The organism is Roseibium sp. (assembly GCF_050301095.1).
GTDB lineage: Bacteria > Pseudomonadota > Alphaproteobacteria > Rhizobiales > Stappiaceae > Roseibium.
The window spans coordinates 1-15,030 of the sequence record NZ_JBNKYW010000176.1 but is presented as its reverse complement, the minus strand read 5'-3'; the positions used below and the strand labels follow the sequence as shown (position 1 = coordinate 15,030).

General features: G+C 59.3%; 15 protein-coding genes, 2 tRNA genes and 2 pseudogenes. 15 read left to right on the top strand and 4 right to left on the bottom strand.

Annotated features, from left to right (window positions below; genetic code table 11):
- Positions 1 to 876, bottom strand: a pseudogene (locus tag ACQY7U_RS16605) (ABC transporter permease); the annotation flags it as partial.
- Positions 877 to 1,295: 419 nt separating this feature from the next.
- Entirely contained in the window at positions 1,296 to 1,874 is a 579-nt protein-coding gene (locus ACQY7U_RS16600) for a hypothetical protein (protein ID WP_428646569.1), read from the bottom strand.
- 67 nt (positions 1,875 to 1,941) lie between these two features.
- Between ACQY7U_RS16600 and ACQY7U_RS16595 the strand changes: the two genes are divergently transcribed.
- The 13 genes from ACQY7U_RS16595 to ACQY7U_RS16535 all read left to right on the top strand — a co-directional run bounded on the left by ACQY7U_RS16595 (position 1,942) and on the right by ACQY7U_RS16535 (position 12,712).
- A complete protein-coding gene (locus tag ACQY7U_RS16595; RefSeq protein WP_428646566.1) occupies positions 1,942 to 2,487 on the top strand; it encodes a Crp/Fnr family transcriptional regulator in 546 nt (181 codons plus the stop codon).
- 89 nt (positions 2,488 to 2,576) lie between these two features.
- Entirely contained in the window at positions 2,577 to 2,903 is a 327-nt protein-coding gene (locus tag ACQY7U_RS16590; protein WP_428646564.1) for a hypothetical protein, read from the top strand.
- A 51-nt stretch (positions 2,904 to 2,954) separates the two neighbouring features.
- Positions 2,955 to 3,581: a c-type cytochrome gene (locus tag ACQY7U_RS16585; RefSeq protein ID WP_428646561.1), complete on the top strand. Its 627-nt coding sequence runs from the start codon at positions 2,955 to 2,957 to the stop codon at positions 3,579 to 3,581.
- Positions 3,582 to 3,585: 4 nt separating this feature from the next.
- Positions 3,586 to 4,473: a c-type cytochrome gene (locus tag ACQY7U_RS16580; RefSeq protein ID WP_428646559.1), complete on the top strand. Its 888-nt coding sequence runs from the start codon at positions 3,586 to 3,588 to the stop codon at positions 4,471 to 4,473.
- Between the two features lie 4 nt (positions 4,474 to 4,477).
- The gene (locus ACQY7U_RS16575) at positions 4,478 to 5,875 is read left to right on the top strand and encodes a multicopper oxidase family protein (protein WP_428646556.1); all 1,398 of its coding nucleotides are present in this window, start codon (positions 4,478 to 4,480) and stop codon (positions 5,873 to 5,875) included.
- A 64-nt stretch (positions 5,876 to 5,939) separates the two neighbouring features.
- A complete protein-coding gene (locus ACQY7U_RS16570) occupies positions 5,940 to 6,293 on the top strand; it encodes a hypothetical protein (RefSeq protein ID WP_428646554.1) in 354 nt (117 codons plus the stop codon).
- 143 nt (positions 6,294 to 6,436) lie between these two features.
- Positions 6,437 to 6,742 carry a hypothetical protein gene (locus ACQY7U_RS16565; protein ID WP_428646551.1) on the top strand — a complete coding sequence of 102 codons (306 nt, stop codon included), beginning with the start codon at positions 6,437 to 6,439 and terminating at the stop codon, positions 6,740 to 6,742.
- A complete protein-coding gene (locus ACQY7U_RS16560; RefSeq protein ID WP_428646549.1) occupies positions 6,735 to 7,214 on the top strand; it encodes a DUF411 domain-containing protein in 480 nt (159 codons plus the stop codon). The genes ACQY7U_RS16565 and ACQY7U_RS16560 overlap by 8 nt, the downstream gene beginning before the upstream one ends.
- Positions 7,215 to 7,221: 7 nt before the next feature.
- Positions 7,222 to 7,890 carry a L,D-transpeptidase gene (locus ACQY7U_RS16555; protein ID WP_428646547.1) on the top strand — a complete coding sequence of 223 codons (669 nt, stop codon included), beginning with the start codon at positions 7,222 to 7,224 and terminating at the stop codon, positions 7,888 to 7,890.
- Positions 7,887 to 8,375: a c-type cytochrome gene (locus ACQY7U_RS16550; protein ID WP_428646544.1), complete on the top strand. Its 489-nt coding sequence runs from the start codon at positions 7,887 to 7,889 to the stop codon at positions 8,373 to 8,375. Before ACQY7U_RS16555 ends, ACQY7U_RS16550 begins: the two co-directional genes overlap by 4 nt.
- A gap of 305 nt (positions 8,376 to 8,680) precedes the next feature.
- A complete protein-coding gene (locus ACQY7U_RS16545) occupies positions 8,681 to 10,270 on the top strand; it encodes a hypothetical protein (RefSeq protein WP_428646541.1) in 1,590 nt (529 codons plus the stop codon).
- 287 nt (positions 10,271 to 10,557) lie between these two features.
- Positions 10,558 to 11,664, top strand: a complete 1,107-nt coding sequence (locus tag ACQY7U_RS16540) for an HlyD family secretion protein (protein ID WP_428646538.1) — start codon at positions 10,558 to 10,560, stop codon at positions 11,662 to 11,664.
- 88 nt (positions 11,665 to 11,752) lie between these two features.
- Positions 11,753 to 12,712: a hypothetical protein gene (locus ACQY7U_RS16535; protein WP_428646535.1), complete on the top strand. Its 960-nt coding sequence runs from the start codon at positions 11,753 to 11,755 to the stop codon at positions 12,710 to 12,712.
- On the opposite strand, the pseudogene ACQY7U_RS16530 reads toward ACQY7U_RS16535, so the two are convergent.
- Positions 12,701 to 13,015: pseudogene (locus ACQY7U_RS16530) on the bottom strand (hypothetical protein); the annotation flags it as partial. The gene ACQY7U_RS16535 and the pseudogene ACQY7U_RS16530 sit on opposite strands and share 12 nt — an antisense overlap.
- A 225-nt stretch (positions 13,016 to 13,240) precedes the next feature.
- Positions 13,241 to 13,317, bottom strand: a tRNA-Pro gene (locus ACQY7U_RS16525).
- Between the two features lie 339 nt (positions 13,318 to 13,656).
- Between ACQY7U_RS16525 and ACQY7U_RS16520 the strand changes: the two genes are divergently transcribed.
- Together ACQY7U_RS16520 and ACQY7U_RS16515 are read left to right on the top strand one after the other, a co-directional pair.
- Positions 13,657 to 13,731: transfer RNA gene (locus ACQY7U_RS16520), tRNA-Gln, on the top strand.
- A 363-nt stretch (positions 13,732 to 14,094) separates the two neighbouring features.
- Positions 14,095 to 14,907 (top strand): class I SAM-dependent methyltransferase, encoded by an 813-nt coding sequence (locus ACQY7U_RS16515; protein WP_428646533.1) that lies wholly within the window; start codon positions 14,095 to 14,097, stop codon positions 14,905 to 14,907.
- The last annotated feature ends 123 nt before the right edge of the window (positions 14,908 to 15,030 follow it).

Sequence of the window (15,030 nt, the reverse complement as noted above, 5' to 3'; positions counted from 1 at the left end):
GAGAAGAACAATGCGGCCGAGTGTCAGATGAACCAGAAAGAAGGCGATCCCGAAAAAGACAGGAGGCAGGGTCAGGCTCATGCTGCGCAGCATGTCCAGTCCGTGATCGAGGAAGGCGTGTGAAAACTGATCCCTTCGGCCGTATGCAGCCTGACCGCCATAACGCGCCAGCAGGCCGTCGATGCGCTCCAGCACTTCCGCTTCGCTGGCGTTGCGCGTCGTGCGGACAAGCAATGAGGTGAATGCGCCATCCAGTTCATAGATCGCCTCGAGCGCACTCTCGTTCATCCAGACGACGCCGAAGCGACGATCGTCAGGCATGATATCACCCGGTCCGGCCACGTAGACGAATTCAGGCGAATAGGCGGTACCAACGATACGCAAACGGAACTTGCGGCCGTTCAGAGTGGCTTCGAACGTGTCACCCGGACGAAAGCCATGCGCACGTGCGAAGGCCTGATTGACGACCACTTCTTTCGCGGAGGCGGTGGCCGGCATGCGACCAAGCTTCAGCAAGGGACGGTTGAGCGCAGGTATTCCGCCGTCCGGGACCGAGATAAATTGCGCGGTCGCCGGTTCGCGCATCCCGTCGATATCGAGAAGCGCGGATTTGACGATCCGATTCTCGGCCGTCGCTATGCCCGGGATCCTGACAATCCTGTCTGTAATGCTGCGCGGCGCGCGTTCCACGCTCGCGAAAACATGGGCAAAGCGCTGGCGTTCGTAGTAGGCAATCCGGGTTTCTTCGAGAGAGCGATAAGACCCCATGGCCAGGAGCACCGTGGCAACTCCTGACGCCATTACCAACCCGATCGCGAGGGCCTGTGCCCAAAGACGCTTCAGATCCCGCAAGAGTTTTTTGTCGAGCGGGGACATTTTTACAAGCTACTCGACTCGAGAGACCGCCGGCATTGACCCGTATCAATTTGAGCCTGAGAAGATTTATTTAATTTCAGCACCTTGCGTATTCTCTTCCGTTCGTGACGGAACGTCTGATGGCTGTAGCGGTGAAGGTCTTCCGATGCGGGCCGAAGCGAAAGGGGCAGTCTTGCGGGACCACGGCCTACGTTGGAAACCTTCACCGATCGCGTCACTAGAAAATCGTCTTGGCGTTCGCCGTGTGAATGTGCTGCGATCCAAGCAAGTATCGTCTGACATATAGCGGGCCAGGAGCGAATGTTAGCGGCAACGTGCGTTGAGGCGTTTGAGGATGTTGATCTCGGAATTTGTTACGGCATCCGACCTGTGCCTTGTGAGAAAGACCAAGTCTAACTGTCAGCCTTGCAGATCACAGCTCACTCATGCGGCGAACGGCCGGAGGCGATCGCCAGATGATGTTCCTGGTGATGCGCGCCGAGCGTCATGACGCCGACAAACCCGAGGCCCGCTAGCATCGGCAGGTCAGCCTTGTCTGCGGCATGCACGGTCATGATCGCACCATTGCCGGTATCCTCTGTTTCGTAACTGAAACCGCGGATACCGCTCATCGTCGCCGCATGAGCTGTCACCATGCGGCGGATCGAGGTGGCTACTTCGCCGTCGCCGGTGACAGTAAACCGGAAACCGTCCGCGATCGGAGTCGCCTCGACCTGAGCGGAAAGCGTAACGTTGTTCATGTCGATCAGATGGCGGCGCAGGGCAGGAAGGTCGGCCTTGCGCCAGTCCGTTTGGGGATCCGCATCGAGGATGGCCACGATTTCCTGGATTGCGGCGAAAGCCGATTGGCCCGGCTCCCTGGGCGCGCCGGACGGGACATCAGGGTCAACCCCGTGCATCTCGTGCTGCATGCCTGAATGACTGTCTTGTGTGGACGATTGAGCCTGCGCCAGCGCGGGAGCCACTGCGAGGGCCAAGGTAAGAACGAATCTGATCATGAGATCTCCTTTCTTGATCGTTGCCGCATCTTGCAGGCGACCCGCAGCGCATGACATGATAGCTATCATGTCTGCTTTGATTTCGACATTATTCGAGACAGCCGGAAGCCGGGATCGTCGTCTGGCGGCCGGAACATATCTGTTCCACCAGGGCGAACCGGTGGAGAGCCTTTTTCTCGTTACCGGAGGCGAGGTGCAGTTGATCCGTCATCAGGCGGGAGGATCAGCCATTGTTCTTCAACGCGCCGGTCCCGGCAATATCCTGGCCGAGGCCTCGACTTTCGCCGCCTGTTATCATTGCGACGCCATTGCCAGATCGAACGCGACCGTCCGCGGGATCGCCCGGAGCCGGTTTCTCCGGCATTTCCGTGAGGAACCGGACTTCGCACTGGCCTGGTCGGCGCAGCTTGCCCGCGAGGTGCAGGCCACACGCCTGCGCAGTGAAATTCTTTCGCTCAGAACCGTGGCGGAAAGGCTGGACGCCTGGATCGCGTGGCACGGTGCCTTGCCGCCGAAAGGGGAATGGAATCAGATCGCTCTTCAGATCGCGGTCAGTCCGGAAGCGCTTTACCGGGAAATCTCCACGCGAAAACGGTCGCATGGCAAGGAATGAGCCGATACTACCCTGGATAGGCGGAAATTGCCGTTGATATGCCACAAATGCCTGTTAGAGCCTCGCGCGATCTGCTGTAGGGTTCCAATATGAGTCGCATTGTCAGACTGTTGGCTTATCTTTCCGTGCTGATGCTGGTGGTTTCCGGCGGCACGTTTGCGCACGCCGTGCCGGCGCACAGCCATGCGGATCTGCAACCGAATGCGCATGAGTCCGCCCATGAACACGTTCAGGATGTGGCCGCCGAGCCGGTTGCGAAGGCGGAACTGCACTGCGGTGCGCCGATCCTTCAGCTGACAAAGGAATACGAACTCTCGTTCGTCCGGAAGAAATCCGAGGTCGAGCAAGGCCGGCAAAAGGGCATGAGGGTTTCCTCCCTGACCTTCGAGCCGCCGCCTCCAAAGACGGCCTCTTGATGAACAGGTAAGCGGCAAGGCCGCCTGGTTTAGAAATCAAGAGGAATATTCATGAAAAATACTGTCATTTTCGCCGGTTGTGCCATCGTCATTTCCGGCCTCTCCACCTTTGCGCTCGCTCATGGCGGGGCCACGGGCATTGTCAAGGAACGTATGGAGAGCATGGAGACCATGGGCGAGGTGGTCAAAAGCCTCGCGGCCATGATGCGCGGCGAGACTTCCTACGATCCGGCGACCGTTCGCGAGGGCGCGGCCGTGATCCGCTCCCATTCGGGCGACGCCCTGACCGGACTTTTCCCTGAAGGCAGCCTCCAAAAGAAATCCGAAGCCAAACCGGAGATCTGGACCGACTGGCAGACGTTCTCCGCCTTGGCGGGGCAGCTCGGCGTGTTCGCCGACGGGCTGGAAGCTGCCGCCGGTAACGGGCTGATGGCGGACGGTGGTGGCCACATGATGCAGGACGGTCAATCCGGCATGATGGGCGGCAGCATGATGGGCGGCGGTATGATGGGTGGCTCCGGCTCGATGATGGGCGGTGGAATGATGGGTGGCGGCATGATGGGTGGTGGCATGATGGATGCCGCTCAGCTCGCCAAGATGCCTGCCGATGGCGTGTTCAACATGGTCACGCAAACCTGTTCGGCATGTCACACCAAGTTCCGTGTCGAAAAGAACTGACACCATGAGACGGTTATTTTTGTTCCTCACCCTTGCCGCTGTGGTTGCAGCGGTAAGCGGCGCGGCTGTGATCAGCACTCCGGTTGAAATCGACGTCAAGATGCCGTCGATTTCCGGTGATCCCGGCCGCGGGGCTTATCTTGCCCGCATGTCAGGCTGCATTGCCTGCCATACGAATGGAGAGGAAGGCGGCGCGCCCCTGGCGGGCGGCCTTGCACTCAGAACGGATTTCGGCACGTTCTATTCGCCGAACCTGACCTCGGACAAGAAAACCGGCATCGGCGACTGGTCGGTCGAGGACTTCGCCAAAGCCGTACGCCACGGGATCTCGCCGGAAGGCAAACCCTACTACCCGGCGTTTCCCTATCCGTTCTATTCAAGGTTCTCCGATCAGGACATCGCCGATCTGTGGGCCGCGTTTCAGACCGTTCCAGCCGTTGACGAGCCGTCCAGGGAGCACGATCTCGGACTTCCCTTCAACATCAGGGACGGGCTGAAGATCTGGCGCACTGCCTTTCTTGACGAAGGACCGTTTGAGCCGAACCCGGAAAAATCCGACAGATGGAATCGTGGCAAGTTCATCGTGGAGGGCCCCGCGCATTGCGGCGCCTGCCATACGCCGCGCAATTTCGCCGGCGCCAGGCAAGTGGAGTTGGCCTTTCACGGGGCGGACGGGTTGCCGGATGGCGGTAAATCCCCGCCGATCACGGCTGAAGCCCTGCGCAAAAAGGGGTGGACAGCGAAGCGCCTCACCTACGCCCTGCGCACCGGTGTCCTGCCGGACGGGGATGCCTTCGGCGGCTCGATGGGAGAAGTTGTCCGGGATGGAACGCGGTTTCTGCAACAGGAAGATCTTGATGCTATCGCGGCCTATCTGTTGAACGAGGACTGACCGCATGCTCTGGACCAGGCGTCATTTCATCAAGTCGGCTTCGGCATTGACACTGTCGGCAGCCACACCGGCCTTCGTCAGGCCCGTTCTTGCAGAGGACGGCTTTCTCGAGATTACGGCTGGTCCGTCCCGGCAAAGGCTCTACCAGGAGGAAGGGGCCTTGTCGGATCTTTGGACTTACAACGGCTTTGCGCCCGGACCCGAGATCCGGGTGACGCGCGGCGAACGGGTCAGGGTCCGCTTCGTCAACAACCTGGAAGAACCGAGTTCCATCCACTGGCACGGCATCCGGATCGACAATGCCATGGATGGGGTTTCCGGCCTGACGCAGGAGGCCGTCCCGCCAGGGGCAAGCTTCGACTACGACTTCACCGTGCCGGATGCCGGAACCTATTGGTACCATGCGCATAACAAGAGCTGGAACCAGGTGGCCCGCGGTCTCTACGGACCGTTGATCGTCGACGAGGAAGAGGCTGCGTTCGACCGGGAACACGACCTGACACTGGTCGCCGACGACTGGCGGCTGTCGGAGGACGAGACGCTCGATACGGCCAGTATGGGATCCCTGATGGAGTGGGCTCATGCCGGCAGATTGGGCAACTGGCTGACGGTCAACGGCCTGCCACATCCGAAGTTTTCCCTGAAAAAGGGGGAAGCTTACCGGCTGCGTCTGGTGAACGCCTCCAACGCCCGCATTCTCGAGCTCGACCCCAACCGCTTCGGCGGCCGCATCATCGCCTATGACGGTCAGGCGCTGGGCCGCGCCGAGACGCTGACCTACGCGCCCTTCCTGCTCGGCCCGGCCCAGCGGGTGGATCTGATCGTGGTGCCGGAAAGCGATTTTGCACTTGAGGAACTGTCGGGCGACAGTCCCTTCGAATTCGCGACCTTCAAGGTTAGCGGCAACGGCACCGCATCCGGGGAGCCTGTGCTACCGGCACCCAACGCGATCCCGGAACCGGACCTGCCGAATGCGCGGCGTGTCAGGCTCGACATGACCGGCGGCGCCATGGGCAATCTTGAAAACATCACCTACCAGGGCAGGAAGCTGGCACGCGAGGATTTCCGCAAGACCAGGCAGGTCTGGGCATTCAACGGCGTTGCCAATCTGGGTGACGACCCGCTGTTTGCCGCAAAACCCGGCGAGACGATCCTGATCGAAGTTCTGAACAACACCAGCTGGGCCCACGCCATGCATGTGCACGGGCACCACTTCAAGGTCGTCAAACGTTCTGGCGCTCAAGCGGATGCCGATCCGCCCTGGCGTGACACTTTCCTGATCGGCTCGGGCCAAACGGTTGAAATCGCCTCCGTTGCCGACAACAGTGGGAAATGGCTTTTTCATTGCCACATGCTCGAACACGCGGCGGCAGGCATGACCAGCTGGTTCGAGGTTGCCTGACGATCTCGCACCCGTGTTCTTTTGTCCTATGGATTTGTCCGCGTTCCGAAGGTATTGAGCCCTTATGCGCATTTTGCTGACCGCATTGCTGATCTTTCTTTATGCAGGGGCCCACACGGCCGCTGCCTTCAGCATGCCGTCTGCCGGTGCCGCAACTGTCGGGCAATCTGTTTCGGATGGTACGAACGTTTCGGCTTCGCTCGATGCGGCCGTGTCGCATCACCTCAAATGCTGCGAGGCGTCCGGAAAATCGGACACCTCGGCAAAGGCGGCGGGCTGCAGCGCCGATTGTCTCTCGTTTTTCGTCGACAGCATCGTCTACCGGTTTCGTGCGGAAGCCACCTGCGAAAGCCGGCCGCTTCGCGTTCTTTCCGCGCTCATTCCTGATCCCAGAGACCGTCCTCCCAGACACGGCTGACCGTTCGCGCCGGATCCGTGCCGAGGCTTGTAGCCCGGCGTCATCCGGCTTTGTCAGTCGATTGGGTGGGATGGACGCCGGTTTCCAAGCGTTGCCGCACAACGGTGCCGCAAGCGTTCATCCTGAAACACAGGTGACGCTCAATGAGCCTACAACATAGCAATACCCGAAACCGGACATCGGTGCCCGCCGTTCAGGCGGCGGAACCGGCCGGTCACGCGTTCCGGAATTATCTGTCCGGGCACAATCTCTTCATGATGGCGTGCTGCGCTGCAATGATCCTTGCAACAGGATATCTGGTTGCGGTTGCGCCGGCGGGACAGACCCTCGGTCAGACGCTGCTGCTGGCCGCGCCAATGCTCGGCTGCGTCGGCATGCATCTGGTGATGCACCGCTTCATGGGAAAATCGTGCCACGGCCACGGGAAACAGGAAACAAAAAATGACTAAGAAAACAAGAACTTCACGAGCACTGGCCTTGATGGCCGCGGGAGTGGTTGTGACCCTGGCCACCGGAGCAAGGGCCGGTGACGACCAGACCATCACGGTCTTCAAGTCGCCCTGGTGCGGGTGCTGCGAAGTCTGGACCGATGCGGCCAAGGACGCCGGATTTGAGGTCAAGATCGAGGACATGGAAGACCTGTCGGCGATCAAGAAACAGGCCGGGGTTCCCGAAGACATGCAGGCCTGCCACACGGCGGTGATCGGCGGCGACCGCAAGTACGTCGTGGAGGGCCATGTTCCGCTTGAGGCAATCCGCAAGATGATGTCGGAACGCCCAGACATCAGGGGCATCGCCGTGCCGGGCATGCCCCAGGGCTCGCTCGGCATGGGCTTCGATCCGAAGGCGAAATACACCGTCTTCACCCTTGGTGAAAAAGCGTCGGACAAGCCGATGCCCTACATGACCATGGGTGAATGACCCGGCCATGACATTCCTGACAAGAAGATCTTTTCTTGCCGGGACGGCGAGCCTCTCCGGGCTCGCCGTCAGCGGCTGCGTGTCCGGCACCGCTCCGCTGGAACCGGTGCCGCTGTCGAAAGACCCGGCGTATCTTTCCATGTACGCAGCGATGCCGGCGGAGGACTTTCCGCTGCCGGCAATCGATCTGAAGAAGGTCCCGGAGCGCTTCTACCGCCAGCAGGTCGATTACAGAACGCAGGAGAAGGTCGGAACGCTGGTCGTCGACACGTCGCGATTCCACCTCTACCTGGTTCAGGAAGGCGGCAAGGCCATGCGATACGGCGTCGGCCTCGGCCGTGCCGGTTTCGAGTGGTCCGGGCGCGCCCGGATTGCCCGCAAGGCCGCCTGGCCCAAATGGACGCCACCCGACGAAATGATCGCGCGCGAGCCGGAACTCGAAAAATGGAGCTGGCGCAACGGCGGCATGCCTCCGGGGCTTCAGAACCCGCTTGGCGCCAGGGCGCTCTATATTTTTCAGGGCAAAAAGGACACGCTCTACCGGCTGCACGGCACGGCCGAATACTGGACCATCGGAACGGCCGTTTCCAGCGGCTGCGTCCGGCTCATGAACCAGGACATCATCGATCTTTACGGCCGGGTTCCGGTCGGATCGCCGATCGTGGTGCTGTCATGACTGGGCCGGGAAAGGTCCGGATCTTGTCCGGCGGACTTCTGGCCGTCGCTGCGGCCGCTGCCGGCGTCTATATGTTCACCGGCGCTGCCGTGGACGGCGTGAGCCTGCGCCCCGGCGACCGGACCCTGGTTCGCACGGGGGGCGAGGTCTATTCGCAAAACTGCGCGTCCTGCCATGGCGCGGACCTGAAAGGCGAGCCCGACTGGCAGACGGGCAACCCGGACGGCACGCTCAAGGCGCCGCCGCACGATGAAACCGGCCACACCTGGCACCACGCCGACGAGCTGCTTTTCCGGATCACGAAATACGGAACCGCCGAAGCCGTCGGGCTCAAGGACTTCAAGTCCGCCATGCCCGCTTTCGAAGGCTCCTTGAGCGATACGGAAATCGTGGCAGTGCTGTCCTGGATCAAGGCGCAATGGCCGGAAGAGATCAGGGAACGGCACGACTTGATGAACGCGCGCGCGGCCGGCAAAAAGCAGTGACTTTCCAGACTGGGCGTTTTCACGGGCAGCCCAGTCTGAGAGTCAGACAGCAAAACCTTCTTGAGGCATGGGCAACGCTCTCCGTTTTTTTCAGGGCAAGTCCAAAGTGAACCTGGCCAGTTTTCAGGCAGGGTTACTCCGGAGGCTATGGCAGTGTGGACTCTTTTGATGCCCGCACATAGCATTCCAGCCGGATGAGTACACGGAGAGAAGATTTGAAGTTGTTTCAGTTCAGTGGACGCAGGGTGCCCGCGATGGCCCGCGCAACGGGGACAATGGGCGCAGCGCAAAACGCAACACGGTTCATGATACGTTTCTTTTTCACTTTTTTGGCGATTGTCACCCCGACCCACATTTGGGCGCAGGAAACATCGGTCACCGATTATTTCGATGACCGGGCGGGCGCGATGGCGTTGAACTACGACACCGAGCTGTACCTTTGCGGAATGATCCACAGTCAGCACACCTATGACCCGGTGAAGTCAGCCGTGCGGGCGGCCAGGACCCGGGTAGGCTGGCCGAACCTCCTTGAGGACGCTGAAGCTTACGGCATTCCGCTCAGCTTCAATCTGTGCGGGCATGATGCGGTCTTCGGCGACGATGGCCCTGGCGACCTCGCCAAGCTGGACCAGTTCAATCTGTTCCACCCCGTCTCTCACTGGTGGACCAACACCTGGTATTCGGACGCTCCCCCGAATGGCGGCGATTACAGGACAGTCGGCGATCTGAGCGGTTACACGAGAAGCTACGGGCTGGTGTACGGCGGCGATCTCACCGAGCAAACGATGAACTCAAGCGTGCCCCACGAGATCTCGTTTCACACCTTTGGACACGGTGGCCTGAACAAGCTTCCCGGATACATCCTGGACGAGACGTTCAGACTGGGCAGGGACTATCACAAGAGGATAGGCTCGAAGATAACGGCTCAGGCGCCGCCCTGGAACGGCAACCCGATCGAGGAACGTTACCCGATCTTCGTCGACCATGGCATCTTCGTCTACAGCCGGTTCGAAGAAACCACGGCCGCGCCCCACGAAGTCATCGAGAATCTCTGGGTGATTGCAAGGCATCGCGGGTTTGATGCCGATACCGATCTTAGAAGCGAAATCGATGCGGTGATCGCCGACGGCCACGTTCTGGCCCCTTATTCACACCCCGAGGACGGATTTTCAAACCCGGAGCGTACCGGCTTCTGGGACACTCTGGCCCATGCGCAAGCGAAGGTGAAATCCGGAGAGTTGTGGGCAACGACCCTAAGCGAGATCGGACGTTACTGGGAGGCCAAGAGTGATGTCGGCACAGTGACCCGGACCGTTGACGGGGCGACCACCGTCGACATCACCCTGACCGACTATGACACTGAAACATTCGGGATACCCTACCTGACCTTCAAGTCACCGATGCCCGACGGGTCGGACTTCGCCCGGATCTCCGTCGATTTCCCATCGAACCTTGTACTCGACTCCAATTCGAGCACGGTTCGCGTGGAAGACGGAATGGCCATCTACACGATCTATCTCAATCCGGTGGGGACCACGCGCGTCCGGATCGAGGGAGTGCCGGCGCCCCACACGACGGGTGTGGACATCAACGAGCCGGTCCTGACTGTCGAGACGACGCCGCCTGTAGAGCCGCCTTCGGCAACCCCGGTCACCATCGGGGCCAAGACCACCAGCACCGATGCCATCTATACGGTCAACCTGATCTACGAGCGCAACACCGAGGCCAGGAAGTCGGTGATCATGACCCAAAGGGGCGGCAGCTGGGAGACCGAGATCGGTCCCTTTGATCCCGGCGAATGGGTCACCTACTATGTCTCGGCGACCGACAACACCGGCCGCAGGGTCGTCACGCCGGAGAAGCGCTTCCTGGTTCAGGCTGGAACGTCGAACTGAGTGTCGCGGCGGCTTCTCGTCACGGCGATGCCGGCAGGGATCTTCATGAGTGCTTTTGGGCTATTTCTTGCGGCGGAATTTCAGTGTCAAATCGATCCCTTGGCGGGATTCGATATGCTAGAAATTTCCTTGGGGAAACCCGCCGTGCTGCCTCATGGTTGCTGACGGGAATGATGTTTGAAACCATACTTTTGCAAAGATGAGGCATAGAGGTTTGCAGGCATTGTCGGTTGGATGGATGGTCGCAGCACTTCTTCTTTTCGAAGAGAGAAAAACGGTTACGCGCAATGGCTGATGGAACCGAAGATGACGAAGTAAAAGATGCGCGTTCCGGGCTTGCGAGGTTGAGGCATCTCACTCTTCTTGCGATTGGGATCGCAATTGTTCTCTTCGCCTACTTCGTTGTCGCCGATCGCACCACTCCTTTTGCCGGCGACGCTCAGGTACAGGGCTTTATTCTTCGGGTGGCTCCCGAGGTGAATGGTCATGTAGCCAGTGTGGCTGTCATCGAAAATCAGGTTGTCGACGAGGGAGATCTGCTGGTGCAGATCGACCCAACGCCGTTTGAGTTTGCGGTGAACCAGGCGGAGGCACGGCTGGCTTTGGCGGGACAAGGCGTCGGCGCTTCAACGGCCGCGGTTGAGGCCGCCGCCGCGCGCCTTGACGAGGCACGCGCTACGGCAGCCAATACGCGGGCTCAGAGTGAGCGCACTCTGGAGCTAGTTCAGCGCGGGATCTATGCCCAGGCACGAGGGGATAGTGCGCTCGCTGCAATCGAAGAGACGAATGCCGCGGTGCAGAGCGCGGAGGCCGATCTCTCCCGGGCGCGGCGCGAACTCGGCCCGGAGGGGGAAAACAACCCGCAAATTCAGGAAGCGCTTTCTGCTCTTGGGAGAGCACGGTATGAGCTGTCCCGCACGGATATCACGGCGCCGGGTCGAGGCGTCATAACGAACCTGCAACTGACGACAGGTCAGGCGGTGCTGGCCGGTCAGCAGGTGATGACGTTCATTGGTGTCGAAGCCGTCTGGTTGCAGGCGTTCCTGCGCGAAAACAGTCTCGGTGTTCTGGCTCAGGGACAAGAGGCCGAGGTAGTTCTGGATACGCGTCCGGGGGAAGTCTTCCGGGCCAAATTGCAAAGTGTCGGCTGGGGCGTCGGCAACAGCAATGTCGATCAGTCGACCGGGTTGCCCAAATCCCAGCCTGTGAACGGTTGGCTGAGCGATCCGCAGCGGTATCCGGTCCAGCTCGTTTTCAAGGACGGGCATGTCCCGGAGGGCGCGCGGTACGGATCACGCGCAGCGGTGATCATTTATGCCGGCGATAATTTTTTCATGAATGCGATCGGCTGGCTTCGGATCAGGTTGATCTCGTGGTTGACTTATGTCTCATGAAGTTGGCAGGGCTCAATTTCGCCAAGGACTAAGACTGGCTGTTGCGGTCACGATCGGACTCTCCATGGAAGTTGCCAGGGATGCAGCCTTGCCGTTCCTGGCCCCGATGGTCGCGTTACAACTGCTCGCCTCCTCTCCGGTATTGCCATCCGGCAGAGCCATCGCAATTCTGCTCATGGTCGCGTGTGGAACGGCGCTCATGGCCTATGGGGTCGCAACGCTCACCCTGTCGATCCCAGGTGCCTATTTTCTTGGAATGCTGCTTCTCTACCTCTGGAGTTTTGCCCTGTGCTTCATCCCACGGTTCCAGTCGGCCGGATCATTGGCGGTGACAATCATCGTTGTCGTGTCCTCACTGGCAACAGCCTCAACGGGGCTGGCACTCGGACTGGTCGGTGAACTTGTGCTTGCGATCCTTGGCGGTATCGCTCTGGTGTTCTTCGTTCATGCCGCATTTCCGAATCCGCCGGACCATGCCGCTCCAGCCCCGTCGCTCGCTGCTGAAGAGGCGGCGCGAATTTCACCCGCCGTCCGCGCTGTGCTCGCGACGGTCATAATGCTCCCCTTGCACCTGAGCCTGACATCGGACGGTGTTCCTGCAATCGTTGTTCTGATGACGACCGCCACCTTGCTCCGTCAACCGGGTGTCGTTCAAATTCGGCAGTATTCGGTAGCGTTCGGCCTGGGGAACCTGCTTGGCGGTGTTCTCGCGACGATTTCCGCATTCCTGTTCCACCTGCATGGAGAGTTTCTTGTACTCGTGGCCGTTACCGCGGCGACCTCGCTTTTCCTGTCTGCCCGCATTGTTGCGACCGATCGGTGGGGGCCGGTGTTTTTGCCGGGATTTGTTACATACATCACGCTGTTCGGGCTGACCTTATCCAGTCTGCCATTGGGGGCCGAGGTTGCAGTCATGCCGCGCGTTTTGAAAATAGTGGCCGCGGCGATCTATGTTTTCGCGGCAATCAGCCTGTTCCTGCCCCTGATCAATCGCGTCATGGACACACGGCCCCTCTCGAAAAAAGCGACGGACACCTCAACCACATAAGGGGAACGATTGAACCGCCCCGGGTTTGCCGGAGGCTGGTTGACAAAAGCTGCGCGGCCATTTCTGAAGTTTCAGAGCTGCGCAGAAGCTTGCTTCAGCCTCTGCCGGCGGGGTGTTGCCGGTGGGTTCCGGCAGCCGGCGATTGCTGAACCAGTCGACCCATTCCAGCGTGGCGTATTCCACGGCGTTGAAGCTGCGGCTGACACGCCATCCGACAATGCGGCGCGCGAAGGTATCGATGACGAAGGCGACGCAGACGAAGCCGACCCAAGTGGCGACGCAGGTGAAATCGCTTCCGATCCACCATGGGTCGATGGAACTCCAGATGGAATGCCACTCCTGGAGACCGTAATTGACTGACAGTCGTCTAATGGCAAACAGGCGACGTTGTTATCGCCAGGCCTTTCATATGCCAAAGAATCTTTCCGAAACGTCGGCCCGATCATTGGCCCAAAATCCGAAAAATTCGGCACACGTTTCGACAATACGAAATGCGCTTTGAAATCAATGCTGTGAAAGAGAAGAAAATGGTCGGAGTGAGAGGATTCGAACCTCCGACCCCCTCGTCCCGAACGAGGTGCGCTACCAGGCTGCGCTACACTCCGACTTGATTGTGGGTTTCAAGAGTAGACCCACCGGGAACAGCGGGGCAAGCCCGCGCTGCGTGGAGGGTCATTTAGCAAAGCTGATATGATCCCGCAAGGACTTTGACGGCAGATGCCGCTTTTTTTTGAAACTGTGAATAACAGCAGCAGGATACGTCATACCCGTGCCCGTTTTTATTGATATCCAAACGGCTCACGCGCGCAAAGTTTGCGGAAAAAGACCCGTTTCGGAAGGCGCCAAAACCCAGTTGGGGAAAACCGGCCTTCGCCTCCTAAAAGTTAGCCCGTACGAGGCTTGCACTTCTGAAACGAGGCCGCTATACAGCGTTCCCACGGCCTTGGGGTGTAGCCAAGCGGTAAGGCAGCGGTTTTTGGTACCGCCATGCGAAGGTTCGAATCCTTCCACCCCAGCCAATTCCTCCCTACGCATTTCAATGACTTGATGAAATTCGAACGTCGATTGGCGTCTCGGGGTTTTTGTTGTCGTGTAGCGCGCAACTTCACTTGGCAAAACGCGCAACTTCACTTGGCATCCAATTTTTCAGCTGATTGCCGGTCGGTTGTGTCTCTCGCTGAAATTCGTCGCAGCCCAGCTAGAGGTACAATACGGGCGGAAACCGGACCTTCGGCGCGCTCAGCGCGGATGATCGGGTTGCGGACGGAGTGGACACCTAATATATCCGACGATCCGATCCCCTCAGATTGAAAACTCTCGCTTCCAAGCTATCGCTGCGATTAAGATAACGTACCAAAAATTGATTGTAGGGGGGGGGCGAGATGAGCGAAACTGACAAGGTATTCACCGGCTCGATCCCCGATATCTATGATGAATTTCTCGTGCCGTTGATTTTTGAGACCTATGCGGCCGACCTAGCAAAACGTGCTGCATCAAGTGATCCACAAACCGTTTTGGAAACAGCCGCTGGTTCCGGGGTGGTGACCAGGGCCTTGGCCCCGCTACTCTCGGCTGACGCGCGTTATGTCGTGACCGATCTCAATCAACCGATGTTGGATCGTGCAGCCGAGATGCAGGGAATAGATAGCAGAATAAAATGGCAAGCCGCTGATGCACTATCGCTTCCTTTCGACGACAACAGTTTCGATGTTGTTTGCTGCCAATTTGGCGTGATGTTTTTCCCTGATCGTGTCGCTGGATACGCTGAGGCTCGGAGAGTGCTCAAACCTGATGGCCGGCTGGTATTCAATGCATGGGACAAGATCGAGGACAATGAATTCGCGGACGTGGTAACGCAAACAGCGAGCGAAGTGTTTGCCGATGATCCGCCCCTATTTCTTGCGCGAACACCGCACGGGTACAACGATGTTAGAGAGATCGAAGCGGACCTTCGGGCGGCGGGTTTTGACGATATTTCCATAGAAACAATAACGGAAACGAGTTCCGCCCCGACTGCACGTCACCCAGCAGTCGCGTATTGCGAGGGGACCCCTCTTCGAAACGAAATCGAAGCCCGAGACGCATCCCGACTTGGAGAAGTAGTTCAGCGCGCAACAAATGCGATTGCGACGCGCTATGGTGCGGGGCCCGTGGCTGCGAAAATTCAAGGGCATGTCGTAGTCGCGACCGCGTGATTTCTTAGGGCTTGCCGAAAGCTCGCTTCGGGCTCCAAGCGGTCATTTGATCGCGGCACATCTGAATATCTCACCCGCTGTTCTGCGTCCTGAGGACGGCCGTCGATTTCGTCCAGGTGCGGG

Coding starts and splice junctions, on each gene's coding strand:
- ACQY7U_RS16570 (WP_428646554.1), top strand. CDS start 5,940: ATGCGCATTTTGCTGACCGCATTGCTGATCTTTCTTTATGCAGGGGCC.
- ACQY7U_RS16545 (WP_428646541.1), top strand. CDS start 8,681: ATGATACGTTTCTTTTTCACTTTTTTGGCGATTGTCACCCCGACCCAC.
- ACQY7U_RS16540 (WP_428646538.1), top strand. CDS start 10,558: ATGGCTGATGGAACCGAAGATGACGAAGTAAAAGATGCGCGTTCCGGG.
- ACQY7U_RS16590 (WP_428646564.1), top strand. CDS start 2,577: ATGAGTCGCATTGTCAGACTGTTGGCTTATCTTTCCGTGCTGATGCTG.
- ACQY7U_RS16595 (WP_428646566.1), top strand. CDS start 1,942: ATGTCTGCTTTGATTTCGACATTATTCGAGACAGCCGGAAGCCGGGAT.
- ACQY7U_RS16580 (WP_428646559.1), top strand. CDS start 3,586: ATGAGACGGTTATTTTTGTTCCTCACCCTTGCCGCTGTGGTTGCAGCG.
- ACQY7U_RS16515 (WP_428646533.1), top strand. CDS start 14,095: ATGAGCGAAACTGACAAGGTATTCACCGGCTCGATCCCCGATATCTAT.
- ACQY7U_RS16585 (WP_428646561.1), top strand. CDS start 2,955: ATGAAAAATACTGTCATTTTCGCCGGTTGTGCCATCGTCATTTCCGGC.
- ACQY7U_RS16560 (WP_428646549.1), top strand. CDS start 6,735: ATGACTAAGAAAACAAGAACTTCACGAGCACTGGCCTTGATGGCCGCG.
- ACQY7U_RS16600 (WP_428646569.1), bottom strand. CDS start 1,874: ATGATCAGATTCGTTCTTACCTTGGCCCTCGCAGTGGCTCCCGCGCTG.
- ACQY7U_RS16565 (WP_428646551.1), top strand. CDS start 6,437: ATGAGCCTACAACATAGCAATACCCGAAACCGGACATCGGTGCCCGCC.
- ACQY7U_RS16550 (WP_428646544.1), top strand. CDS start 7,887: ATGACTGGGCCGGGAAAGGTCCGGATCTTGTCCGGCGGACTTCTGGCC.
- ACQY7U_RS16575 (WP_428646556.1), top strand. CDS start 4,478: ATGCTCTGGACCAGGCGTCATTTCATCAAGTCGGCTTCGGCATTGACA.
- ACQY7U_RS16555 (WP_428646547.1), top strand. CDS start 7,222: ATGACATTCCTGACAAGAAGATCTTTTCTTGCCGGGACGGCGAGCCTC.